Annotated in this window: 20 protein-coding genes; 9 read left to right on the forward strand and 11 right to left on the reverse strand. The window is 58.6% G+C overall.

Going from position 1 to position 23,782, the window contains the following annotated elements; translation table 11 throughout:
* Positions 1-13: 13 nt before the first annotated feature.
* Positions 14-2,002, forward strand: a complete 1,989-nt coding sequence (gene tkt / locus IM304_RS10800; protein WP_193356707.1) for a transketolase — start codon at positions 14-16, stop codon at positions 2,000-2,002.
* A 39-nt stretch (positions 2,003-2,041) separates the two neighbouring features.
* On the opposite strand, the gene IM304_RS10805 is transcribed toward tkt, so the two are convergent.
* From IM304_RS10805 to aegA, 3 genes are all read right to left on the reverse strand, one after another.
* Positions 2,042-3,085, reverse strand: a complete 1,044-nt coding sequence (locus IM304_RS10805; protein WP_193356708.1) for a DUF1176 domain-containing protein — start codon at positions 3,083-3,085, stop codon at positions 2,042-2,044.
* A 109-nt stretch (positions 3,086-3,194) separates the two neighbouring features.
* Entirely contained in the window at positions 3,195-3,785 is a 591-nt protein-coding gene (nudK, locus tag IM304_RS10810; RefSeq protein ID WP_148420719.1) for a GDP-mannose pyrophosphatase NudK, read from the reverse strand.
* A 67-nt stretch (positions 3,786-3,852) separates the two neighbouring features.
* Positions 3,853-5,829 (reverse strand): formate-dependent uric acid utilization protein AegA, encoded by a 1,977-nt coding sequence (gene aegA / locus IM304_RS10815; protein WP_193356709.1) that lies wholly within the window; start codon positions 5,827-5,829, stop codon positions 3,853-3,855.
* 152 nt (positions 5,830-5,981) lie between these two features.
* On the opposite strand from aegA, the gene narQ reads away from it, so the two are divergent.
* Entirely contained in the window at positions 5,982-7,682 is a 1,701-nt protein-coding gene (gene narQ, locus IM304_RS10820) for a nitrate/nitrite two-component system sensor histidine kinase NarQ (protein ID WP_193356710.1), read from the forward strand.
* A 135-nt stretch (positions 7,683-7,817) separates the two neighbouring features.
* Positions 7,818-10,931, forward strand: a complete 3,114-nt coding sequence (gene acrD, locus IM304_RS10825) for a multidrug efflux RND transporter permease AcrD (RefSeq protein WP_193356711.1) — start codon at positions 7,818-7,820, stop codon at positions 10,929-10,931.
* Between the two features lie 108 nt (positions 10,932-11,039).
* Here acrD and ypfM read toward each other — a convergent pair whose 3' ends face one another.
* The gene (ypfM, locus tag IM304_RS10830) at positions 11,040-11,099 is read right to left on the reverse strand and encodes a protein YpfM (RefSeq protein WP_102751470.1); all 60 of its coding nucleotides are present in this window, start codon (positions 11,097-11,099) and stop codon (positions 11,040-11,042) included.
* Between the two features lie 387 nt (positions 11,100-11,486).
* Here ypfM and IM304_RS10835 point away from each other — a divergent pair, with 387 nt between their 5' ends.
* The 3 genes from IM304_RS10835 to IM304_RS10845 are packed head-to-tail and all read left to right on the forward strand — an operon-like array spanning position 11,487 to position 13,196.
* Positions 11,487-11,843, forward strand: coding sequence for an ArsC family reductase (locus IM304_RS10835; protein ID WP_176609787.1), 357 nt, complete (start codon positions 11,487-11,489; stop codon positions 11,841-11,843).
* A gap of 3 nt (positions 11,844-11,846) precedes the next feature.
* Positions 11,847-12,974, forward strand: coding sequence for a succinyl-diaminopimelate desuccinylase (gene dapE / locus IM304_RS10840; protein WP_148420714.1), 1,128 nt, complete (start codon positions 11,847-11,849; stop codon positions 12,972-12,974).
* 24 nt (positions 12,975-12,998) lie between these two features.
* Positions 12,999-13,196, forward strand: a complete 198-nt coding sequence (locus IM304_RS10845; RefSeq protein ID WP_000383991.1) for a YpfN family protein — start codon at positions 12,999-13,001, stop codon at positions 13,194-13,196.
* A gap of 98 nt (positions 13,197-13,294) precedes the next feature.
* Here IM304_RS10845 and ypfH read toward each other — a convergent pair whose 3' ends face one another.
* The 6 genes from ypfH to dapA all read right to left on the reverse strand — a co-directional run bounded on the left by ypfH (position 13,295) and on the right by dapA (position 19,752).
* Positions 13,295-13,990, reverse strand: a complete 696-nt coding sequence (gene ypfH / locus IM304_RS10850; protein WP_193356038.1) for an esterase — start codon at positions 13,988-13,990, stop codon at positions 13,295-13,297.
* 73 nt (positions 13,991-14,063) lie between these two features.
* The gene (locus tag IM304_RS10855) at positions 14,064-16,010 is read right to left on the reverse strand and encodes a tRNA(Met) cytidine acetyltransferase TmcA (protein ID WP_193356039.1); all 1,947 of its coding nucleotides are present in this window, start codon (positions 16,008-16,010) and stop codon (positions 14,064-14,066) included.
* On the reverse strand, positions 16,010-16,879 hold the full coding sequence (locus IM304_RS10860) for a neutral zinc metallopeptidase (protein WP_176609784.1): 870 nt from the start codon (positions 16,877-16,879) through the stop codon (positions 16,010-16,012). The genes IM304_RS10855 and IM304_RS10860 overlap by 1 nt, the downstream gene beginning before the upstream one ends.
* Before the next feature lie 120 nt (positions 16,880-16,999).
* Positions 17,000-17,713, reverse strand: coding sequence for a phosphoribosylaminoimidazolesuccinocarboxamide synthase (gene purC / locus IM304_RS10865; protein WP_148420711.1), 714 nt, complete (start codon positions 17,711-17,713; stop codon positions 17,000-17,002).
* Between the two features lie 109 nt (positions 17,714-17,822).
* Positions 17,823-18,857 (reverse strand): outer membrane protein assembly factor BamC, encoded by a 1,035-nt coding sequence (gene bamC, locus IM304_RS10870; protein WP_148420710.1) that lies wholly within the window; start codon positions 18,855-18,857, stop codon positions 17,823-17,825.
* 16 nt (positions 18,858-18,873) lie between these two features.
* Positions 18,874-19,752: a 4-hydroxy-tetrahydrodipicolinate synthase gene (gene dapA, locus IM304_RS10875; protein WP_193356040.1), complete on the reverse strand. Its 879-nt coding sequence runs from the start codon at positions 19,750-19,752 to the stop codon at positions 18,874-18,876.
* Between the two features lie 145 nt (positions 19,753-19,897).
* Between dapA and IM304_RS10880 the strand changes: the two genes are divergently transcribed.
* Together IM304_RS10880 and bcp are read left to right on the forward strand one after the other, a co-directional pair.
* Complete coding sequence (locus tag IM304_RS10880; RefSeq protein WP_148420708.1) at positions 19,898-20,467, forward strand: glycine cleavage system transcriptional repressor; 570 nt, start codon at positions 19,898-19,900, stop codon at positions 20,465-20,467.
* A complete protein-coding gene (bcp, locus tag IM304_RS10885; RefSeq protein WP_148420707.1) occupies positions 20,467-20,937 on the forward strand; it encodes a thioredoxin-dependent thiol peroxidase in 471 nt (156 codons plus the stop codon). The genes IM304_RS10880 and bcp overlap by 1 nt, the downstream gene beginning before the upstream one ends.
* A gap of 85 nt (positions 20,938-21,022) precedes the next feature.
* On the opposite strand, the gene IM304_RS10890 is transcribed toward bcp, so the two are convergent.
* Positions 21,023-22,087 carry an AI-2E family transporter gene (locus IM304_RS10890; RefSeq protein WP_148420706.1) on the reverse strand — a complete coding sequence of 355 codons (1,065 nt, stop codon included), beginning with the start codon at positions 22,085-22,087 and terminating at the stop codon, positions 21,023-21,025.
* Between the two features lie 219 nt (positions 22,088-22,306).
* Here IM304_RS10890 and bepA point away from each other — a divergent pair, with 219 nt between their 5' ends.
* Positions 22,307-23,770: a beta-barrel assembly-enhancing protease gene (gene bepA / locus IM304_RS10895; RefSeq protein ID WP_193356041.1), complete on the forward strand. Its 1,464-nt coding sequence runs from the start codon at positions 22,307-22,309 to the stop codon at positions 23,768-23,770.
* Positions 23,771-23,782 lie beyond the last annotated feature (12 nt).

Here is a 23,782-nt window from a genome sequence, read left to right on the forward strand (position 1 = left end):
CACGGAGTGAACTATGTCCCGTAAAGAGCTCGCCAACGCCATTCGCGCCCTGAGCATGGATGCCGTACAAAAAGCCAATTCCGGCCACCCTGGCGCCCCCATGGGTATGGCCGATATCGCCGAAGTGCTGTGGAATGATTTCCTGAAGCACAACCCTACCGATCCGACCTGGTACGACCGCGACCGTTTTATTCTCTCCAACGGCCACGCCTCGATGCTGCTTTACAGCCTGCTGCACCTGTCCGGCTACGATCTGCCGCTTGAGGAGCTAAAAAACTTCCGCCAGCTGCACTCCAAAACGCCGGGCCACCCGGAGATCGGCTATACGCCGGGCGTAGAAACCACCACCGGGCCGCTGGGCCAGGGGCTGGCGAATGCCGTCGGGCTGGCGATTGCCGAACGCACGCTGGCCGCGCAGTTTAACCAGCCGGACCACGACATTGTCGATCACTACACGTATGTCTTTATGGGCGACGGCTGTCTGATGGAGGGGATCTCCCACGAGGTCTGCTCTCTCGCGGGCACGCTGGGGCTGGGCAAGCTGATTGGCTTCTACGACCACAACGGCATCTCCATTGACGGCGAAACCGAGGGCTGGTTTACCGACGACACGGCGAAGCGCTTTGAGGCCTACCACTGGCACGTGGTGCATGAAATCGACGGCCACGACCCGGAAGCGGTGAAAAAAGCGATTCAGGAAGCGCAGAGCGTGACGGACAAACCGTCCCTGATTATCTGCCGCACCACCATCGGCTTCGGCTCGCCGAACAAAGCGGGCAAGGAAGAGGCGCACGGCGCGGCGCTGGGTGAAGAGGAAGTGGCGCTGACCCGTCAGAAGCTGGGCTGGAAACACCCGGCATTTGAGATCCCAAAAGAGATCTACAGGGCCTGGGATGCCCGCGAAGCCGGTGAAAAAGCGCAGCAGTCCTGGAACGAAAAGTTTGCCGCCTACAAAAAAGCGTATCCTGAGCTGGCGGCCGAGTTTACCCGCCGCATGAGCGGCGGCCTGCCGGAGGACTGGGAAGAGAAAACCCAGGCGCTGATTGAAAACCTGCAGTCCAGTCCGGCGAAAATCGCCACCCGTAAGGCCTCGCAAAACACCCTAAACGCCATTGGCCCGATCCTGCCTGAGCTGCTCGGCGGCTCGGCGGATCTGGCACCAAGCAACCTGACCATCTGGTCCGGCTCGAAATCGCTGAAGGAAGATATCGCCGGGAACTACATCCACTACGGCGTGCGCGAGTTCGGGATGACCGCGATTGCCAACGGCATCGCCCATCACGGCGGCTTCGTGCCGTACACCGCCACCTTCCTGATGTTTGTCGAATATGCCCGTAACGCGGCGCGTATGGCTGCGCTGATGAAGGCAAGGCAGATCATGGTGTACACCCACGACTCCATCGGGTTGGGGGAAGATGGCCCTACCCACCAGGCGGTGGAGCAGCTGGCAAGCCTGCGCTTAACGCCGAACTTCAGCACCTGGCGCCCGTGCGATCAGGTTGAAGCGGCGGTAGGCTGGAAGCTGGCCGTTGAGCGCCATAACGGGCCAACGGCGCTGATCCTGTCGCGCCAGAACCTGGCGCAGATCGAGCGCACGCCGGAGCAGGTGAAAAACATCGCCCGCGGCGGCTACGTCCTCAAGGACAGCGGCGGCAAGCCGGACGTGATCCTGATTGCCACCGGCTCCGAGGTGGAAATCACGGTGAAAGCGGCGGAGAAGCTGACCGCCGAAGGACACGCGGTGCGGGTGGTATCCCTGCCTTCCACGGATATCTTCGACGCGCAGGATGAGGCGTACCGGGAATCGGTGCTCCCTTCCAACGTCGCGGCACGCGTGGCTGTCGAGGCGGGCATCGCCGACTACTGGTACAAATACGTCGGGCTGAAGGGGGCGATTGTCGGTATGCGGGGCTACGGTGAATCCGCCCCTGCCGACAAGCTGTTCCCGTACTTCGGCTTTACCGTTGAGAACGTGGTAGAGAAGGCCTTGAGCGTGATGTAGTGCGCTCTGCGTGCCCGGTGGCGCTACGCTTGGCGGGCACTACCGCGTGATCCACAGCGTGGGCCAGGCGTCTGGCCCATTCCAGTTATCACAGCTTGGCTCTTCGGCATAGCGCACCAGGCGGAAGCGCTGGCCGTTAAAGCGCCAGCGGGTCTGGATCCCGCAGTCGCCAATCCCTCGCCCCAGCGCCAGCGTCGTCAGCTCGCGCGTTTTTTCATCGAAGCTGGCATTCATCAGCTCCATGTCGCTGGTCTGGCTGGACGGGGTAAACGGCAGACGCAGCCTGACGCTTCTGGCCGAAAACGGTTTTTTACGCGACACCAGCCACGCCAGGTCGACGGTATTGTACGCCCCCGCTTCGCAGCTGATGATCATCAGCGCTTTATCATCGGTTAGCGCGGTGACGCGCACTTCGCGCCGGTTCGGATCGAGGGAGCACTGGCTGCGGTTCATCCGCCAGGCACCGTAATCCAGCAGATCGTTCAGCTCGCTATGCGTCAGCGGCGTTGGCGTCGGGTTCACCACGGCCACCTTTTTTAAAGGCGGCGCGGGCGGCACGCTCAGCGGCGGGCTATCCCCTTTCCTGATCCATGCCGTTTCGCTGCCGACGCGCTTCTGCTGGGCGTCGATAAACAGCAGCGCCGCCTTCAGCCCGACCAGAGAGATCGTCTGCTTCCCCCCGCGCAGGGTTATCGCCTGCCCTTCCTGAATGGTTTTCAGAAACGTGGTGATGGTGCCCGTATCGTCAGTTTTAAGGTGCCAGGGGGTTAGCAGCCAGCGCTGCGAATTGAGTTTTAGCGGGACATTGTCGAGCAGCAGGCGCGGGGCGACGTCTGGCTCTTTCACCGGAGGGGCCGAAAGCCCGCCGAGATCGATGCGCAGGCTGGCGTCCGTTTTTGCTCCGGCGCTGCGGCTCAGGGTCATGACCAGGCCGCGATGCTCGCCGGTATTCCGCGCTACGCAAAAATTCTGGTTGTTGCAGGTAACCTGCCAGTCCGAGAAGGACTGCTGCGCGGGCGCAGCCCACGCCAGCGGCGCGGGTAGCCCACTAAAAACGAAGAGAAGTAAAACGCAGTAGCGCATGAATGGCACAGCCCCGGAAGCGAAAAGGTCAATCTGGGGCGTATCTTCGTGCCCCGGGCGGGCTGGCTCAATCGGATTTATCGGATAGATTTATCTGAAATACAACTTCTCACGACGCCTGCGCGGCGTTCATCAGCCCGCTGGTTTGCAGGTACTGCAACAGGATCACCGCCTTACCGTCGCGGATCTCGCCGCTTTTCATCATCGCGACGGCCTGACTGAAGGGCATTTCCAGCACTTCGATATCTTCGTCCTCCACGCCGCCGCCCCGGTGAGTGCGCTGGGCGTCGGTGTATTCCGCAATGAAGAAGTGAACCAGCTCGGTTACCCCGCCAGGGGACATGAAAAGCTCGAAGACCTTTTGCACCGCGCCCACCTCAAACCCCGTCTCCTCGATAGCCTCTTTGCGGATGCACACTTCCGGCTCATCGTCGTCAAGCAGGCCCGCGCAGGTTTCGATCAGGCGACCGTCCGCATTGCCATTGACCCATGTCGCCACACGAAACTGGCGGATCAGCACCACGCTTTGCTTTTCACGGTTATACAGCAGAATGGTTGCGCCATTGCCCCGATCGTAGACCTCGCGCCTGTGGCGAATGACGTCTCCGTTCTTACGGGTTAAATCGTAAGTGATGTTACGCAGGACAAAGTAATTTTCGGAAAGGATTTTGTCTTTAATAACGGTGATGTTCAGGGACATACGGGCTCCACGGCAAAATGAGTCTGCTTATATTACGCCGTGAAGCCCGCTTTGTCGCCCGCGAGCGTTAATGCATCCTGCGCGGCTGCACGCCGAGCCACTCCACGATCCCCTGCGCGGCATGGCGCCCTTCCGCCATGGCGGTGACCACCAGATCCGCACCGTGTACCGCATCCCCGCCGGCAAAAATCTGCGGATTCGAGGTCTGGTAGCGATAGCGGCTCTCCACGGAGGCCCTGATGCGGCCCCAGTCGTCGGTGTCGACCCCCTGCGCCTGCAGCCACGGCATGGCGTGCGGATTAAACCCAAACGCCATGATCGCCGCATCAGCAGGCATCACAAACTCGCTGCCCGCCACCGGGACAGGGCGCCGACGCCCCTGCGCATCCGGCTCGCCCAGCACGGTGCGCAGCATCCTGACGCCGTTGACCTTCCCGTCCTCATCCAGCGTTAGCTCAACCGGCTGGACGTTAAACTCAAACGCCGCGCCCTCTTCTTTCGCGTTTTTGACCTCTTTTTTTGAGCCCGGCATGTTGGCCTCGTCCCGCCGATAGGCGCAGGTCACTTTTGCCGCACCATGGCGCAGCGCGGTGCGCACGCAGTCCATCGCCGTATCACCCCCGCCGAGCACCACCACGTTTAACCCCCGCGTGTCGATAAACGGCTCGTCCGCGGAGGGCTCAAGCCCCATGACGTTCCGCGTGTTTGCCACTAAAAACGGCAGCGCGTCATAGACCCCCGGCGCGTCCTCATTGGGAATACCCGCTTTCATGGAGCGATAGGTTCCAACGCCGATAAAAATGGCGTCGAAGTCGCTCCGCAGCCGGTCCATCGACACGTCTTTACCCACCTCGCAGTTCAGCTCGAAGCGGATGCCCATCGCGCTGAAGATCTCCCTGCGCCGCGCCAGCAGCGATTTATCCAGCTTGAAGGAAGGAATGCCAAAGGTCAGCAGCCCGCCGATTTCCGGATGACGATCGTAAACCGTCACGCTCACGCCGCTGCGCACCAGCGCGTCGGCGCATGCCAGCCCTGCCGGACCGGCGCCGATGATGGCGACACGCTTATCGACCGGCACGACGTTGCTAAGGTCCGGCGTCCAGCCCATCGCCAGCGCCCGATCCGAGATATACCGTTCGATATTACCGATGGTTACGGCACCAGACGCGTCACGCAGGGTGCAGGCGCCTTCACATAATCGATCCTGCGGGCAGACGCGGCCGGTAATTTCCGGTAAACAGTTGGTCTGGTGAGAAAGCTCGGCCGCCCCGGCGATATCACCCGCCCCAATCCGTTCGATCCACTGCGGGATGTGGTTGTGCAGCGGGCAGGTCCATTCGCAGATGCTGTGCTCGCCGCATTTCAGGCACCGGGACGCTTCGCGCTGCGCCTGTTCCGGCCGAAACGGCTGGTAAATCTCGTTAAAATGGCAGGCGCGCGCTTCGGGGCTGAGCTTATCCGGCTCACCGCGCGCCGGGGTGTGTTGCATCTGCTGCAGTTTGCTTTGCGGACGTACCGCCTGTACCGCCTCGCTGTGCCACGGCTGCGCTTCAAGCCCTGCGCTGCGCTGGCGGCGCTGCTTCGCCAGGTTATCCAGCACGGCGGGAGTGCCGAGCGTGAGCACGTTAGCGGGGCAGTTTTCAACGCAGGCCGGGCCCTGTGGCCTTCCCTGACAGAGGTCGCACTTGTGCGCCGAGGCCTTCACGCTGCCGTTATCCAGCGGGGTAACTATTATCTCCATGGTGCCGAAGGGGCAGGCCACCACGCAGGCCTTACAGCCAATGCATTTTTGTTGATTGACCTGTACGCTGTCGCCCTGTTTAGCGATGGCCCCGTTCGGGCAGCTTTGCGCGCAGGGTGCGTTTTCACAGTGGTGGCAGGTGACGGGGCTTTTTCGGGAGCCAGAGGTCAGGACCGTAATGCGGGGATGAAAATGACGCTCGCTCAGCACGTGCTGTTCACCATTGTGCGACATCACGCAGGCGACTTCGCAGGCGCGGCAACCGATGCACTGCTCACTGCTGGCGATAATAAAACGATTCATAACAACACCTGTTTTTGGTTCAATAACCTTATTCTTTCTATTGTTACCGTATTTACCCACAGCGGCATGGCGACGCAATGTTCAAATGCCCAGGAAGCCGAACTATTTCCAGTGAACCTGTGGCAGATCAATTTTATTCAGGAAGCTGATTTGTGACCGTTAAACGCCCCGTTTCGGGAAGCCTGGCCCGGGCTTTCTTTTTGATGATTGTGCTGTCCGTCCTCATCAGCGCCATTGCGCTGGTTACGCTCGCCAGCAGCCAGCGCGACGCCGAGGCGATTAACATCGCCGGATCGCTGCGCATGCAGAGCTACCGCCTGGGCTACGAACTGCAGCGCGCCAGCCCGTCGCTTGCAGAGCACCGCGCGGTCTGGCAGCAAACGCTGGGCGCCCCCGCGTTGCAGAAGTTAACCCGTTGGTATGTGCCGGAGGACGTCAAGCAGCGTTACCGGCAGCTTCACCTTGCCTGGCAGGAGATGGATAAACGCATCGCCAGCGGCGATGCCGGGTGGTATCAGACCCACATTGAGGACTTCGTTGGCCGCATCGACGCCTTCGTGCTGGCGCTACAGCACAACACCGAACATAAAATTCAGCTGGTGGTTTTAGTCTCGCTGACGGGCGGGCTGGCCATTTTGCTGCTGGCGGTAGTCACCCTGCGGCGGATCCGGCGTCAGGTCGTGCTGCCGCTGAACAACCTGGTGGCGGCGAGCGAGCGTATCGAGCAGGGGCAGTTCGACACGCCCGCGCCGGACACCGCGCTGCCCAACGAGCTGGGCCAGCTTTCCCGCGCCTTCAACCATATGTCGGCGGAGCTGCACACCCTGTATCGCTCCCTTGAAGCCTCCGTTGCCGAAAAAACCCGCCACCTGAATGAAGCGCACCAGCAGCTCGACATGCTGTTTAAATGCTCGCAGGCGCTGAATACCGGGCAGATAGACAGCCACTGCTTCCGGAATATGCTGCAGATTGTGCATGAATACACCCGAATGAATTACCTGCAGCTGCGCACCAGCGACGACTGGCAGCTGTGCGAAGGGCAGGAAACGACCGGCGCGGAGATGCACAATTTACCGGTGTTAATGCAGGACACCCTCTACGGCGAACTGCGCTGGCAGAGCGCGACGGGGCATGTTCCCCTGCCGCTGATGGAAAGCGTGGCGACGATGCTCGGCCGCGGGCTCTATTTCAACCAGGCGCAAAAGCACTATCAACAGCTGCTGCTGATGGAGGAGCGCGCCACCATTGCCCGCGAGCTGCATGATTCGCTGGCGCAGGTGCTCTCCTATTTACGCATTCAGCTTACGCTGCTGAAGCACGCCGTGCCGGGCGATAACGCCCCGGCGCAGAGCATTATTACGGACTTCTCCCGCGAGCTGAATAACGCCTGGCATCAGCTTCGCGAGCTGCTTACCACCTTCCGCCTGACGCTGAATCACGCCAATCTTCCCGCCGCCCTTCAGGAGTCTCTCGACGGACTGCAGGGCCAGACCAGCGCGAAGCTGGTGCTCGACTGCCGCCTCTCATCGCTGGCGCTGGACGCGCAAAAGCAGGTTCACCTTCTGCAGATCGTGCGCGAGGCGGTGCTGAATGCAATTAAACATGCCGGGGCGAGCGAGATCGTCGTCAGCTGCATTACCGCGGCGGATGGCACCCACACGGTCACGGTCTGCGATAACGGTATTGGTATCGGCGACGCAAGTGAACCGCCTGGGCACTACGGGCTGAACATCATGCGCGAACGCGCAGAGCGGCTCGGCGGGACGTTACGCTTCTCCCAGCCGCCGCAGGGCGGTACGCAGGTCAGCGTGACGTTCAGGACGCCGGCGCCGCAGGCTGAAAAATGGTCATAACGCGGGCGCGCTGGGAAAAGCGCATGATAATTTACATTATCTCCTTTATTTCTCCACGTTTGACCTGTGCCTTGCCGCTAAAGTGATGCGGGCAATAGACAATAACGACGTGCTGCATAACGAGGTCATTTTTTCATGGCGAATTTTTTCATCGATCGCCCCATTTTTGCCTGGGTGCTTGCAATCCTGCTGTGTCTGACGGGTGTCCTGGCGATTACATCACTTCCGGTTGAGCAATACCCTGACCTCGCCCCGCCTAACGTGCGCATCACCGCTAACTACCCTGGCGCCTCGGCACAGACGCTGGAAAATACCGTTACGCAGGTTATCGAGCAGAACATGACCGGCCTCGATAACCTGATGTATATGTCCTCCCAGAGCAGCGCCACGGGCCAGGCGACGGTAACCCTGAGCTTTACGGCGGGCACGGATCCGGATGAGGCGGTGCAGCAGGTGCAAAACCAGCTGCAGTCGGCCCTGCGTAAGCTGCCCCAGGCGGTGCAGAATCAGGGGGTTACCGTTCGTAAAACCGGCGATACCAACATCCTGACCATCGCGTTTGTCTCAACCGACGGCTCGATGGATAAGCAGGACATCGCCGACTACGTTGCCAGCAATATTCAGGATCCGCTCAGCCGTATCAACGGCGTGGGCGATATCGACGCCTACGGCTCGCAGTACTCCATGCGCATCTGGCTGGATCCGAACAAGCTGAACAGCGTGCAGATGACCGCCAAAGACGTCACCGACGCGATTGAGTCGCAGAACGCGCAGATCGCCGTGGGTCAGCTGGGCGGTACGCCGTCCGTGGATAACCAGGCGCTCAATGCCACCATTAACTCTCAGTCGCTGCTCCAGACGCCAGAACAGTTCCGTAATATCACCCTGCGGGTAAATCAGGACGGATCGGAAGTGCGGCTGGGTGATGTCGCTACCGTGGAGATGGGTGCGGAAAAATATGATTACCTGAGCCGCTTTAACGGCAAGGCCGCGTCCGGGTTAGGGGTGAAGCTGGCCTCCGGCGCCAACGAAATGGCTACCGCGCAGCTGGTGCTAGACCGGCTGGATGAGCTTTCGCACTATTTCCCGCACGGCCTGGAGTACAAGGTCGCCTACGAAACCACCTCGTTCGTTAAGGCCTCCATCGAGGATGTGGTAAAAACCCTGCTCGAAGCCATCGCGCTGGTATTCCTCGTGATGTACCTGTTCCTGCAAAACTTCCGCGCCACCCTTATTCCTACCATTGCCGTGCCGGTGGTGCTGCTGGGAACCTTTGCGGTGCTGTATGCCTTTGGCTACAGCATCAACACCCTGACCATGTTCGCCATGGTGCTGGCAATCGGCCTGCTGGTGGATGATGCCATCGTGGTGGTGGAAAACGTTGAGCGCATCATGAGCGAGGAAGGGCTCTCCCCGCGCGAGGCAACGCGCAAGTCGATGGGGCAAATACAGGGCGCGCTGGTGGGGATCGCCATGGTGCTCTCGGCGGTATTTATCCCGATGGCCTTTTTTGGCGGCACCACGGGCGCGATTTATCGTCAGTTCTCCATCACCATCGTTTCAGCGATGGTGCTCTCGGTGCTGGTGGCGATGATCCTCACCCCTGCCCTGTGCGCGACGCTGCTTAAGCCGCTGCACAAGGGCGAGCACCACGGGCAGAAAGGCTTTTTCGGCTGGTTTAACCGCATGTTCAACCGCAATGCGGCGCGCTATGAGGCGGGCGTGGGCAAGGTGCTGCACCGCAGCGTGCGCTGGATGGCGATCTACGTTCTGCTGCTCGGCGGCATGGTCTTTTTATTCCTGCGCCTGCCGACGTCCTTCCTGCCGCTGGAAGATCGCGGAATGTTTATCACCTCCGTACAGCTGCCGAGCGGCTCGACCCAGCAGCAGACCCTGAAAGTGGTGCAGCAGGTCGAGAACTACTTCCATACGCAGGAGAAGGATAACGTCGTTTCGGTCTTCGCTACCGTCGGCTCTGGCCCCGGCGGTAACGGGCAGAACGTGGCGCGCATGTTTGTGCGCCTGAAGGACTGGGACCAGCGCGACAGCGATACCGGCTCCTCATTTGCCATCATTGAGCGCGCGACCAAAGCGTTCAGCAAAATTAAGGAAGCGCGCGTGTTCGCCAGCAGCCCGCCGGCCATCAGCGGGCTGGGCAGTTCAGCCGGGTTCGATATGGAGCTTCAGGATCACGCGGGTGCCGGGCACGACGCGTTAATGGCTGCACGCGACAAGCTGCTGGAGCTGGCCGGGAAAGATCCGCAGCTTACCCGCGTTCGTCATAACGGCCTGGATGACAGCCCTCAGCTGCAGGTGGACATTGACCAGCGTAAAGCGCAGGCGCTGGGCGTCTCCATCGACGACATCAACGACACCCTGCAAACGGCATGGGGCTCTAGCTACGTGAATGACTTTATGGATCGTGGCCGCGTGAAGAAGGTCTACGTCCAGTCTGCCGCCAAATACCGCATGCTGCCGGACGATATCAACCGCTGGTACGTGCGAAATAAAACCGGGGGCATGGTGCCGTTCTCGGCCTTCGCGACCTCACGCTGGGAGACCGGCTCGCCGCGCCTGGAGCGCTATAACGGCTATTCGGCGCTGGAGATTGTCGGCGAGGCCGCACCGGGCGTTAGTACCGGTACCGCAATGGATATTATGGAGAAACTGGTTCAGCAGCTGCCCACGGGCTTTGGCCTGGAGTGGACGGCGATGTCCTACCAGGAACGGCTCTCAGGCGCTCAGGCGCCAGCCCTGTATGCGCTTTCCCTGCTGGTGGTGTTCCTCTGTCTGGCGGCGCTGTATGAGAGCTGGTCAGTGCCGTTCTCGGTGATGCTGGTGGTGCCGCTCGGGGTTATCGGCGCGCTGCTGGCAACCTGGATGCGCGGCCTGGAAAATGACGTCTATTTCCAGGTCGGGCTGCTCACCGTTATCGGATTGTCGGCAAAAAACGCCATTCTGATCGTCGAATTTGCCAACGAGATGAATGCCAAAGGACAAGAGCTGACGGCCGCCACGCTGTACGCCTGTCGCCAGCGCCTGCGCCCGATCCTGATGACCTCTCTGGCGTTTGTATTTGGCGTCCTGCCGATGGCAACCAGCTCGGGCGCGGGTTCCAGCAGCCAGCATGCGGTGGGAACGGGCGTGATGGGAGGAATGATTTCAGCGACGGTGCTGGCCATCTACTTCGTACCGCTGTTCTTTGTGCTGGTACGTCGCCGTTTTCCGCTGAAGGAGAAGCCGGAATAACCGGCTGAAATAAAAAAGGCGGCTTTGAGGGCCGCCTTTTTATTGTGTGATTCTTTCACACTATGGTTATTTTAGTTAAATAAGTGCTCTTGCATTACTTACCGGAAATTATTTACGAAGCATCCCTTCGATAAAGTCTTTCCAGTTCCCCATTTCACGTTCAATCATAACAACCTCTCTTATTATTATGCGCATTCTACGAAAACGTATCATCATTGTGAAGCCACTTTATCCGATTGCTGTGATTGAGCCCCGCTATGCTGTTGGGTTTAGCCTCACTATGAGCGCTGCCGGGTAAATTTTATGTGACCTACAGCAATATTTTGAAATAGTCAGACGAGAGGAAGCCTTTTATTTTTCGCGTTGAGTTTACTGGCAATTTAAACACGGTGGACAACTATGCTTAAAAGATGAAAGACTATTCAGCTTACAGCTGTTCGTTGAATTAAGGAGAATTGTAAATCAGGAAAAAATCCGAATGTGTTATATTCCCCTTAAGGATATATCTTCGAAAATATTGAACGTTTACTCCTCAAAACAACAAAAGGATTCACCATGGTTGTGATGTACGGCATTAAGAATTGTGACACGATTAAAAAAGCCCGCCGCTGGCTGGAAGCCCATAACATTGATTATCGCTTCCATGATTACCGTGCCGACGGGCTCGACCCGGCGTTTCTGCATTCCGCCATTCAGGAGCTGGGGTGGGAAGCGCTGCTGAACACCCGTGGCACCACCTGGCGAAAGCTGGATGAATCCCTGCGGGCCACGATCGGCGACGCCGACAGCGCTGCGCGACTGATGCTTGAAATGCCAGCAATTATCAAACGCCCATTGCTCTGCAAGCCAGGTCAGCCTATGCTGCTGGGTTTCAGTGAAACCCTTTATTCAGATTTTTTCGTTGAGGTGTAGTCTATGTCATGCCCGGTCATTGAGCTGACTCAGCAGCTTATTCGCCGCCCTTCCCTGAGCCCGGACGACGCGGGTTGTCAGGCATTAATGATTGAGCGCCTGCGTGCCATCGGGTTTACCGTTGAGCATATGGATTTTGGCGATACGCAAAACTTCTGGGCATGGCGCGGTCAGGGGGAGACGCTGGCGTTTGCCGGACATACCGACGTGGTTCCCGCAGGTGACGCGGACCGCTGGATCAACCCGCCGTTTGAGCCAACCATCCGCGATGGCATGCTGTTTGGACGCGGCGCGGCTGACATGAAAGGTTCACTGGCCGCGATGGTCGTGGCGGCAGAGCGCTTTGTGGCCCAGCATCCGAATCATAAAAACCGTCTTGCGTTTTTGATCACCTCTGATGAAGAAGCCAGCGCCCACAACGGCACCGTGAAGGTCGTTGAGGCGCTGATGGCCCGCAACGAGCGTCTGGACTACTGCCTGGTAGGTGAACCGTCCAGCACCGAAGTGGTGGGCGACGTAGTGAAAAATGGCCGTCGTGGTTCGCTAACCTGCAACCTGACCGTCCATGGCGTGCAGGGCCACGTTGCCTATCCGCACCTGGCGGATAACCCGGTTCATCGCGCGGCGCCGATGCTGAACGAGCTGGTAGGCATTGAGTGGGACAAAGGCAACGAGTTCTTCCCGCCAACCAGCATGCAGATTGCCAACGTCAAGGCCGGCACCGGCAGCAACAACGTCATTCCCGGCGATCTCTTCGTCCAGTTTAACTTCCGCTTCAGCACCGAACTGACCGACGAGATGATTAAAGCGCGCGTGGTTGCGCTGCTGGAGAAATATCAGCTGCGCTATACCATCGACTGGTGGCTTTCCGGGCAGCCATTCCTGACGCAGCGCGGTAAGCTGGTGGATGCGGTGGTGAACGCCATTGCGCACTATAATGAAATTAAGCCACAGCTGCTGACAACGGGCGGCACGTCTGACGGACGCTTTATCGCCCGGATGGGTGCACAGGTTGTCGAACTGGGTCCGGTTAACGCGACGATTCACAAAATCAACGAGTGTGTGAACGCAGCGGATTTACAACTGCTGGCCCGCATGTATCAACGTATTATGGAGCAGCTCGTCGCCTGACGGGTGCTTTTAGAGGATTAGCGAATGGACTGGCTTTCAAAGTACTGGTGGATTCTGGTGTTGGTGTTTCTGGTAGGCGTGCTGCTTAACGTGATTAAAGATCTCAAGCGCGTTGACCATAAAAAGTTTCTTGCCAACAAGCCGGATCTGCCGCCGCATCGTGATTTTAACGACAAGTGGGACGATGAGGACGACTGGCCGAAGAAGGACCAGAAGAAGTAATTGTGCTCACCCCTCACCCTGACCCTCTCCCCAAAGGGGAGAGGGAACAAAACCCCCCTCGCCCCTCTGGGGAGAGGGGCTGGGGGTGAGGGGAAAAGTCACATAAACTCTACGATATCATCGTCATTTGGCTTACCGCCGCTGAGCGCTTCATCAAAGTAGTGCTTCGGTACGGTATAGCGTAAACGATCGAGCGCAAACTGCATGCTGCGATCGTCAATGGCGTGCCCCAGATCGTCCACGATATCCAGCGTCACATCCCCGCCTTCGCGGATCAGCGTATCCTGCGCGGCAACCGCATGAGAAAGCTCAATCACCCGGTCTTCACCACCGTGGATCAGATGGATCGTGGTCTGCGTCGTCGCGCTTTGCGGTAGCGTCGCAAAACGACCGTTAAAGGCAATCACGCGGGACGCCAGCCCGGGCTGCGCTTTAACGCTCTCAAGTGACATGATTGACCCCTGCGAGAAGCCAATCAGCGCCGTCGCGTCGGCCCCTACGCCACTCTGCTGCTGCCAGTAGCGCACGGTATCGATAAACGCAGGCATGACGGCATCGATGCGCGCCTGACGATTCTCCTCCGTCACGCCCTCAACGGAAAACCACTGCCGCCCGTCAGGGCCGCATGGATCCAGGCCCGCAATGCTGACGATCAGCGCCTGTGGGAAAACGGGGGCAAACCAGCTGCCAATCTGTCCCATATTTACGGCATTATCGCCAACGCCATGAAACAGGAGCAGTAACTGTTTAGCCGGCTTATCCGGGCTTTGTACAACAAAATGATCGTGTGTCATGGCGGTCTCCTTAATTGATGAGCAGGATTTTACGCCTCTGCGGGGTAATGACCATGCCGCTTTACTGAAGAAGTCATTGAAAAAATTGCCATTGCAATATGTCGGCTTTCAGCTGCTGGCAGCGGGAAGAGTCTAGTTCTTCAAGCGCGCGTGCAGTTTCTTCGCGCAGCTTCGCCAGCAGCGCTTTTCGCCCGACGTCGTGCGTGCTCCCCTCCATTTTTCCACGCAGCGCCGGGAGCGGCGCATCCACGGCTGACAATAATCGCGTCAGTGCGGCAACCGAGGTGGCAAACGCCCGGTGAGCAAAGGCAAACCCCGCCAGCTCCAGCCAGTCGTCACCGTTAAGGGTAGCTTCCCAGGCGTCAGCCACCGGAATCTTTTCACCATTCCAGGCCGACAGGACGCGCATATCGCGGCATAAACGCCGGTGTTCCCGTTCGCAAAGCCGCTCCCCGGCCTCGCTTAGCGGCAGCAGCGCCATCGCCGTGTAGCAGCCGCTGCTGGCCTCCCGATGGCTGCCCATCCGCACCAGCACAAAACCGCACTGCTGCCAGAAGCGCCACAGCTCGTCGGTATATCCAAAGCTAACCGAGAGATAGTCTTCACCGCTGGCGCTGCGAATGAGCCGCTGGCCGATGCCTTCCCGTTGGCGATGGGGATGAACCGCAATGCGACTGACGCGTCGGCCCTTCAGCGTCGCCGCGAGAGGCGATCCGCCGTGCGCCGCCAGCGACTGCGCCACCAGGTTTCCGCGCGGACGGCGAAAGCCCGCCCACACCGCCCGGCTAAGTTCAGGACGTAGCCCCCCTTCCTCCACCAGCCAGAGCGCGCCCGCGATGTCCGCGCCGGCCTGGGCAACCGCAAAGTGCTGGCCGGGCGCGTCCATCATGCGGCGTAAATCGAGCGGAGAGGTCCGGTAGTGCGCGGCGCACAGCAGTTCATACACGCCCGCCGCGCGGGTTGGATCGCTCTTCCACACCCCGGGCGCCAGCGACGTTAAACGCACCTCACCTTCCGGCCTGCGGTCGATAAGCGCATCGTCAAACAGCAGCGTATTCGCCACGATTCGCTCAAGGGGACATCCGGCCGCCCAGCGCACCGGGGTTGATAAGGTATACCGCCGCAGCCCGCTGAACCGGGCGCAGAATTTAAGCAGAAATCCCCTGCCCGTGCCTTCATAACCCTGCACCGTAGTGGTCAACAGCACGCGTGGAAAACGCGACGCCAGCTTGTCCAGCAGCGGGCCGGGAATAGCGGCCGCCTCATCGACAATCAGCCAGTCGGCCTGCGTCGCGGAGGCCAGCAGCGCATCCGGGGCCATAAAGTGAAAATGCTCGCCTGCGAAACGGGCGATGACGTCCGTAGCCCCTTTTGCCGGTGCGGTCACTACCGCATTGCCGCGAATGCCGTTGAGCAGCATGCCTGCCAGCGCTGACTTTCCGCGCCCGCGCGGGGCCGTAACGGCAGCCACGCCCGCTGGCATGGCCAGAAGCGCGTCGAGGATCGCAGCCTGCTCGCGCTGCGGCTCACCGCAGGCGGGCTGCCAGGCGGGTAAATCCGGCGCAGCGGGAAGAGACAGGGGACAATGCTGTCGCCAGACGATGGCATCCGAATCGGCGGCCAGCGTCCGGCAAAAATGGTGAACGAAGCGCGGGGTGGGAATCGGCTCGGCGCTGTCGCTCCAGCGAACGGAATCGCTGTCGGGCCGGTCGGCCCAGTCGGAGAGCGGCGGCACCAGCAGCACCAGAAGGCTGCCGGCGCGCAGGGTTCCGCTGAGGGCGGCAAAGGCCGAGACGTCAAAGCCGGCGCGCGCATCAAAAACAGCATGCCGGTACTCGCGCCCCAGCAGCCCGCTGATGGCTTTAGAGGGCGCTTCCGAAAGCCACGGCCAGTCTCCCGGCAACGTTTCGCGAAGGCGACTGGCCTGGCTCAGCGTCCACTGTTCATCGCCACTGAGCACCACCAGCCGGCGGTGCCCGGTACGCTCAAGCTGATGGCTCAGCCGTTCAAACCCCGGCATCACATAGCTTTGCCGAAGGTATTACACTGCGACGGGTTGCCGCTGTCAAAGCCACGCTTAAACCAGCTGTAGCGCTGCTCGGAGGTGCCGTGGGTGAAGCTGTCCGGCACAACGCGCCCCTGGCTCTGCTGCTGTAAACGATCGTCACCAATTGCCTGTGCGGCATTCAGGGCCTCTTCGAGATCGCCCGTCTCCAGCACGCCCTGCTGCTGCATGTTGTGTCCCCAGACGCCAGCGAAGCAGTCGGCCTGAAGCTCCATGCGCACGGAGAGATGGTTCACCTCCGCCTGCGAGGCATTTTGCTGCATCTGACGCACCTTAGGCTCAATGCCGAGCAGCTTCTGCACGTGGTGCCCCACTTCATGCGCGATCACGTAGCCCTGGGCAAAATCACCATCGGCGCCCAGCTTGCTTTTCATGTCGTCATAGAAGGAGAGATCGATATAGACGGTGCTGTCCGCCGGGCAGTAGAACGGCCCCATAACGGACTGCCCGGTGCCGCAGCCGGTGCGGGTTGCGCCACGGTACATCACCAGTTTTGGAGGCTGATAGGTGCGGCCCATTTTCTCGAACTGCTGACCCCAGGTATCTTCGGTGGTCGCGAGGATCACGGAGGTAAATTTCGCGGCCTCATCTTCATTCGGGCTGATGGAGCGCTGAGAATACTGCTGCTGTTGCATCGGTTCACCGGTCATTAAGCCGGTCAGGTCGACGCCGTAGTAGCCCGCCACGAGGACCACCACCAGCAGAATAATACCGCCCTTGCCGCCGGGTAAACGGAACCCTGGCCCGCCCATGGACGGACCACCGCCACCACTGCTGCGTCTGTCTTCTACATTGTCACTTTCACGACGCCCTTGCCAGCGCATAACCACCTCGAACTATTCCATTAATAATAGCTATGATCGTAGGCGGTTAATGAAAGGATTACCATAGTAAACAAGGATAAGACGCCAAAGGATGCAAACATCCTTTGGCAAATGAGGAGATTAGTCGAGCTTAACGCCTAAACGGTGAGCAACCGCTTCGTACGCTTCTACCACGCCGCCCAGGCTCTGACGGAAACGGTCTTTGTCCATCTTATCCAGCGTCTCTTTGTCCCACAGGCGGCTGCCGTCCGGTGAGAACTCGTCACCGAGCACCACTTCACCTTTGTACAGACCGAACTCCAGCTTGAAGTCGACCAGGATCAGGCCCGCGTCATCAAACAGCTTTTTCAGCACGTCGTTCGCTTTGTAGGTCAGCTCCTGCATACGCGCCAGGTTCTCTTTGCTCACCCAGCCGAAGGTTTCGCAGTAGGATTCGTTAACCATCGGGTCGTGCATGGCATCGTTTTTCAGGAACAGGTCGAACAGCGGCGGATTCAGTTCGATACCCTCTTCAATGCCCAGACGCTTCACCAGGGAGCCTGCGGCACGGTTACGGACAACGCACTCAACTGGCACCATATCCAGTTTTTTTACCAGACATTCCGTATCGGACAGCAACGCTTCCATCTGAGTCGGGATACCGGCTTCGGCCAGTTTGGTCATAATGAAGTGGTTGAACTTGTTGTTCACCATGCCTTTACGATCGAACTGCTCAATGCGCGCGCCGTCTCCTGCTGACGTATCATTGCGGAACTCGAGCACCAACAGATCCGGGTTTTCCGTGCTGTATACGGTTTTCGCTTTGCCACGATACAACTCAGCTTGCTTCTGCATCTTCATTACTCCTGGTGTGATGATTTGTATTCAAAACTGGGCATATTATGCCACGCACACGTTTGCGTGGCACGAAAATAAAAAGGGCTGGATTCACCAGCCCTCGCTTTTATTTGCTGAATGCGGCCTGGAAGGCAGCGACCAGCGCGTCGTTCTGCGCCTGGGTCAGCGTGTGTCCTTTCGGATCGATAAACTGCAGGCTGCTGCGGTTATCGAGGTCGCCGACCTGGATTTTATAATCGCCGGAAGGCAGCTGCGGATCGCGCGCGCCCAGTTCCTGCCAGGCGCTCTCAGACAGCGGCTTATAGGTCGCTGTGATGCTGCCCGTTGAACGGGTGCTGTCGGTCACCTTCATGCCCACTTTTTCCAGCGTGGCTGGCAGACGCTGCCAGGTCTGGTTAAACGGCGCGCGGACCACCAGCATTGGCAGACCGGTATCATCCGCACCGCTCTGCACGTCAAACGTTGAGCCGTTACGGTTCTGCGCGGCGTTCGCGGCGTCGGTGGCATTTTTATCGAGACCCGCCGCAATCACGTTCAGCATTTCGGTGCTGTAGCGCTGCATGGCGGCCGGATCGGCAACCGGTTTACCCGCCTGCTCAAGATTCAACAGCTTAACGGTAACCGCCTGCTGATAACCCTGCGGCTTAACGGAGACTTGATAACGACCGCGATACTGCTGATCTTCATCGAGACGGTTCCACTCAATCCAGTCGGTGGTTAACGTCTGGCTGGCGTCGTCGCGTTTATCAATCGCGTAATTTTTCGACTGGATCACGCTCACTACCTGCGGCCACAGCGTGGTGCCGCGTGCGCTTTCCACCAGCAGAGAGGCGGTGTCACCCGTAAACTGGGTGCGCGCACCGCTCACCAGCGCCAGAGGCTGAGCTGGCGGACGAATATCAAGCGCTTTCCCTACCAGACCGCTGCCGTTAGTGACCGGAATATTATAATCACCGTTCTGAATCGGCAGGATCATGCCGGCAGGCGCGTGAAGTTCAGCAAGCGGCGGCGAATCCAGATAGGATTCATCACCGCTCACCTGGCGCTTGTAGCGCGAGTCTGAACTACAGGCAGCGAGGAGCATAACAAGCGAAACACCCGCAACCTTCGCCAGGCGCGACTTCTGTACTGAATAAGCCATCAAATCTCCCTAAACTTTACAGCAAACCAGCATGCTTCAGCGCGCCAGCGACGATTTCACGACCGTGGTCGGTAATCGGTGTCATTGGCAGACGCAGCGTGTCGGTTGCTACAAGCCCCAACTCCTTACATGCCCATTTCACTGGGATCGGATTGGGTTCGACAAATAATTTATTGTGCAACGGCATCAGACGCTGATTAATCACGCGAGCTTCATCAAAGTGACCGGCTGCGGCCAGTTTGCACATGTCAGCCATATCGCGCGCCGCAACGTTCGCCGTCACGGAAATCACGCCGTTACCACCGAGCTGCATAAAGTCCAGCGCGGACGCATCATCACCGCTCAACAGGATAAAGTCGTCTGAAACCAGCTCTTTGATCTGATGAACGCGGCTTAAGTTCCCTGTCGCCTCTTTAATCCCGATAATATTTTTTACTTTCGAGAGACGGCCAACGGTTTCCGGCAGCATATCGCAACCGGTACGGGACGGCACATTATACAGAATTTGTGGCAGGTCAGTATGTTCTGCGATGGCTTTGAAATGCTGGAACAACCCTTCCTGCGTAGGACGGTTGTAGTAAGGCGTGACCGTCAGACAGCCAACAATGCCGCTGTCGTTAAAACGTTGAGTCAGGCTAATCGCCTCAGCCGTTGCGTTTGCGCCGGTACCCGCGATGACCGGAATACGTCCGTCAGCCAGCTCCAGGGTCAGCATCACAACGTCGCCGTGCTCGTCGTGGCTCAGCGTTGCGGATTCACCGGTAGTCCCTACCGAAACGATCGCCGAGGTTCCATTGGCGACATGATAATCAATCAGCTTCTTCATGCTTGACCGGCAGACATTACCTTTTTCATCCATCGGTGTAACAAGCGCGACAATACTTCCCGTGAACATGGGCCATCCTCTGTGCGAACAAGAGTCTCAATGTTACGTTTGGAACTGTAATAAAAGCAAGCGACCTGAGGCGCTCGGGCGGTTGTATGCATGTTTTTTTTATGCTTTCCTTAGGAAGACTTAACCATGCAAAGGAAGAACAGGTTTGACAACCTCATCACAACATTACCTGGTTATCACTGCGCTGGGTGCTGACAGGCCGGGTATCGTGAATACCATCACTCGTCACGTGAGCAGCTGCGGCTGCAATATCGAAGACAGCCGTCTGGCTATGCTTGGCGAAGAGTTCACGTTCATTATGCTGCTTTCCGGGACATGGAATGCCATTACCCTTATCGAATCTACCCTGCCGCTGAAAGGCGCAGAGCTGGATTTACTGATTGTGATGAAGCGCACCACCGCGCGCCCGCGTCCGGCTCTGCCTGCTACGGTCTGGGTGCAGGTTGAAGTGCCTGATTCACCCCATCTGATTGAACGTTTTACGGCGCTGTTTGACAGCCATCAGATGAACATTGCCGAACTGGTGTCCCGCACGCAGCCGGGTGATGAAAACGCAATCCCGACGCTGTTTATTCAAATTACCGCGCACAGCCCTGCCTCGCAGGATGCGTCAAATATCGAGCAGGCGTTCAAAGCCCTCTGTACAGAATTACACGCGCAGGGCAGTATAAGCGTCGTCAATTATTCGCAGCACGAACAGGATGGAGTTGAGTAATGAACCCACTGAAAGCCGGTGATCTCGCACCGAAATTTAGCTTGCCGGATCAAGACGGTGAGCAAGTAAATTTGACCGACTTCCAGGGACAGCGTGTTCTGGTCTATTTCTACCCGAAAGCCATGACCCCGGGCTGTACCGTACAGGCCTGCGGATTACGCGACAACATGGATGAGTTGAAAAAAGCCGGTGTAGAAGTGCTGGGCATCAGCACCGATAAGCCAGAGAAGCTGTCACGCTTTGCGGAAAAAGAGCTGCTGAACTTCACGCTGCTTTCCGATGAAGACCACCAGGTCTGCGAGCAGTTTGGCGTCTGGGGCGAGAAGTCCTTTATGGGCAAAACCTACGACGGTATTCACCGCATCAGCTTCCTGATTGACGCTGACGGTAAAGTTGAACACGTGTTTGATGATTTCAAAACCAGCAATCACCACGACGTGGTGTTGAACTGGATCAAACAAAGCGCCTGATAAACAGCAAAACGGCAACCCTGGTTGCCGTTTTTTGCGTTTGCCCCCTCCCCCCGCGAGAGAGGGGCATCAGGCTGCACTAAGCCTACTTCTCTTCCACCGCCGGCACATCCGGCCACGCGTGAACTACCGCCTTGATAAGCGTCGCCAGCGGAATAGCGAAAAACACGCCCCAGAATCCCCACAGCCCGCCGAAAATGACCACCGATAAGATAATCACCAGCGGATGCAGGTTCACCGCCTCGGAGAACAGCACCGGCACCAGCAGGTTACCGTCCAGCCCCTGAATAATCAGGTATACGGCGAAACAGCTCCAGAATTCCGTGCCCAGGCCAAACTGGAACAGCGCAACGCCCACCACCGGAATGGTCACCACAAACGCGCCGATGTACGGGATCAGAACCGAAAATCCGACCAGCACCGCCAGCAGCAGCGAGTAATTCAGCCCGAAGATCAGGAAGCCAATCCAGGTCGCTACGCCCACCACTATCATCTCCAGCACTTTGCCGCGAATGTAGTTGGTGATCTGCTGGTTCATCTCCTGCCAGACCTGCCCTGCCAGGCCGCGATTGCGCGGCAGCACCCGGCGCACCGCGTTCAGCATCTGCTCTTTATCCTTCACCAGGAAGAAGACCATCAACGGCACGAGGACCAGATAAACGGCCAGGGTCAGCAGCCCCACCAGCGAGGCCAGAGAGTATTTCACCACCGAGTCGCCCATGGTCATGATGCGGGCGCGCATATTTTCGGCCATCGCGTCGATGATCCCGGCGTCCATCAGCGCAGGGTAGCGACGCGGCAGCGTGGCGGCAAAGTCAGACAGCTTATTGAGCATGCCGGGCATGTCGCGGATCAGGTAAATCCCCTGCTGCCAGGCGATAGGCATAACCACGAAGGACATTAACAGCAGAATACCGACAAACAGCACCAGCACGATGCTGGTGGCCCAGCGGCGGGAACAGCCGATATGTTCCAGACGCGCCGTAGGCCACTCCAGCAGATACGCCAGGACAAGCGACACCAGCAGCGGAGCCAGCAGGCCACTAAAGAAGAACAGGATACCGAACCCGGCAACCAGAATGACCAGCAAAGCAATGGCTTCCGGGTCACTGAACCGACGCCGGTACCACTGCATTAACATTTCGAGCATACAACCCTTCCCTGAATCGAATAGCGGGAGTGAGGGACGAATTGTATCTAACTGTCACAAAAAAGACTTTCCTTTTTGTATCACTGTCAGGTTTCGCAAAACCCTGATGAATGGGATTTTCTTCATCTCCTAACACGGCTACACTCGCAGAGCAGCGGAGATGAACGTTATGCGGGTTCATCGGTCAAATTAGCACATCCAAAATACAGGACAGTGGTTATGTTCAGGCAGTTGAGAAAAACACTGGTTGCGACACTGATTGCCGCAGTGACGGTGGGTCAGGTGTTGCCCGCTTTCGCAGACTCGTCCGATTCATTGCCGGACATGGGCACCACGGCAGGAAGCACGCTCTCCATCGGGCAGGAGATGCAGATGGGGGATTATTACGTACGCCAGCTGCGCGGCAGTGCTCCGCTGATCAACGATCCTTTGCTGGTGCAGTACATCAACGGTCTGGGGATGCGTCTGGTGGCGCACGCGGATTCGGTAAAAACCCCCTTCCACTTCTTTTTAATCAATAACGACGAGATCAACGCCTTCGCCTTCTTTGGCGGAAACGTGGTGCTGCATTCGGCGTTATTCCGCTATTCCGATAACGAAAGCCAGCTGGCGTCGGTCATGGCGCACGAAATTTCACACGTCACCCAGCGCCACCTGGCGCGTGCGATGGAAGACCAGAAGCGTAACGCCCCGCTGACCTGGGTTGGCGCGCTGGGCTCCATTCTGCTGGCCATGGCCAGCCCGCAGGCCGGGATGGCGGCGCTGACCGGGACGCTGGCGGGTACGCGCCAGGGGATGATCAGCTTTACCCAACAGAACGAGCAGGAGGCAGACCGCATCGGCATTCAGGTATTGCAGCGTTCGGGCTTTGATCCGCAGGCTATGCCGAGCTTCCTGGAAAAACTGCTCGATCAGGCGCGCTACTCGTCGCGTCCTCCGGAAATTCTGCTGACCCACCCGCTGCCGGAAAGCCGACTTTCGGATGCGCGTAACCGCGCCAACCAGATGCGTCCGGTAGTCGTGCAGTCATCGCAGGACTTCTACATGGCAAAAGTGAGAACGCTCGGCATGTACAACTCCGGGCGTAACCAGCTCACCAGCGATCTGCTGGATACGCTGGCAAAAGGCAACGTCCGCGAGAAAAACGCGGCGCAATATGGTCAGGCGCTCCAGGCGATGGAGGCCAGCAAATACGATGAAGCGCGTAAAGCGCTACAGCCGCTGCTGGCGTCGGAGCCAAATAATCCGTGGTACCTCGACCTCGCCACCGATATCGATCTGGGTCAGAAAAAAGCAACCGATGCGATCAATCGCCTGAAAGGGGCGAAAGACATTCGCAATAACCCGGTACTGCAGCTTAACCTGGCGAACGCGTACCTGCAGGGCGGCAAGCCCGGCGCGGCGGTGACCATTCTGAACCGCTACACCTTTAACAATAAAGATGACCAGAACGGCTGGGAGCTGCTCGCCCAGGCTCAGGGGCAACTGGGTAACCGCGATCAGGAGCTGGCCGCGCGTGCGGAAGGGCTGGCGCTGGCGGGACGGCTCGATCAGGCCATCTCTCTGTTAAGCAGCGCCAGTTCGCAGGTGAAGCTCGGCAGCCTGCAGCAGGCCCGCTACGATGCGCGAATCGACCAGCTGCGCGCCCTGCAGCTGCGCTTTAAGCCGTACGAGAAGATGTAATTAAAGGAGAAG

The sequence above is a fragment of the Enterobacter cloacae complex sp. P40C2 genome, from assembly GCF_014930695.1.
In the GTDB taxonomy this organism is placed as follows: domain Bacteria; phylum Pseudomonadota; class Gammaproteobacteria; order Enterobacterales; family Enterobacteriaceae; genus Enterobacter; species Enterobacter pasteurii.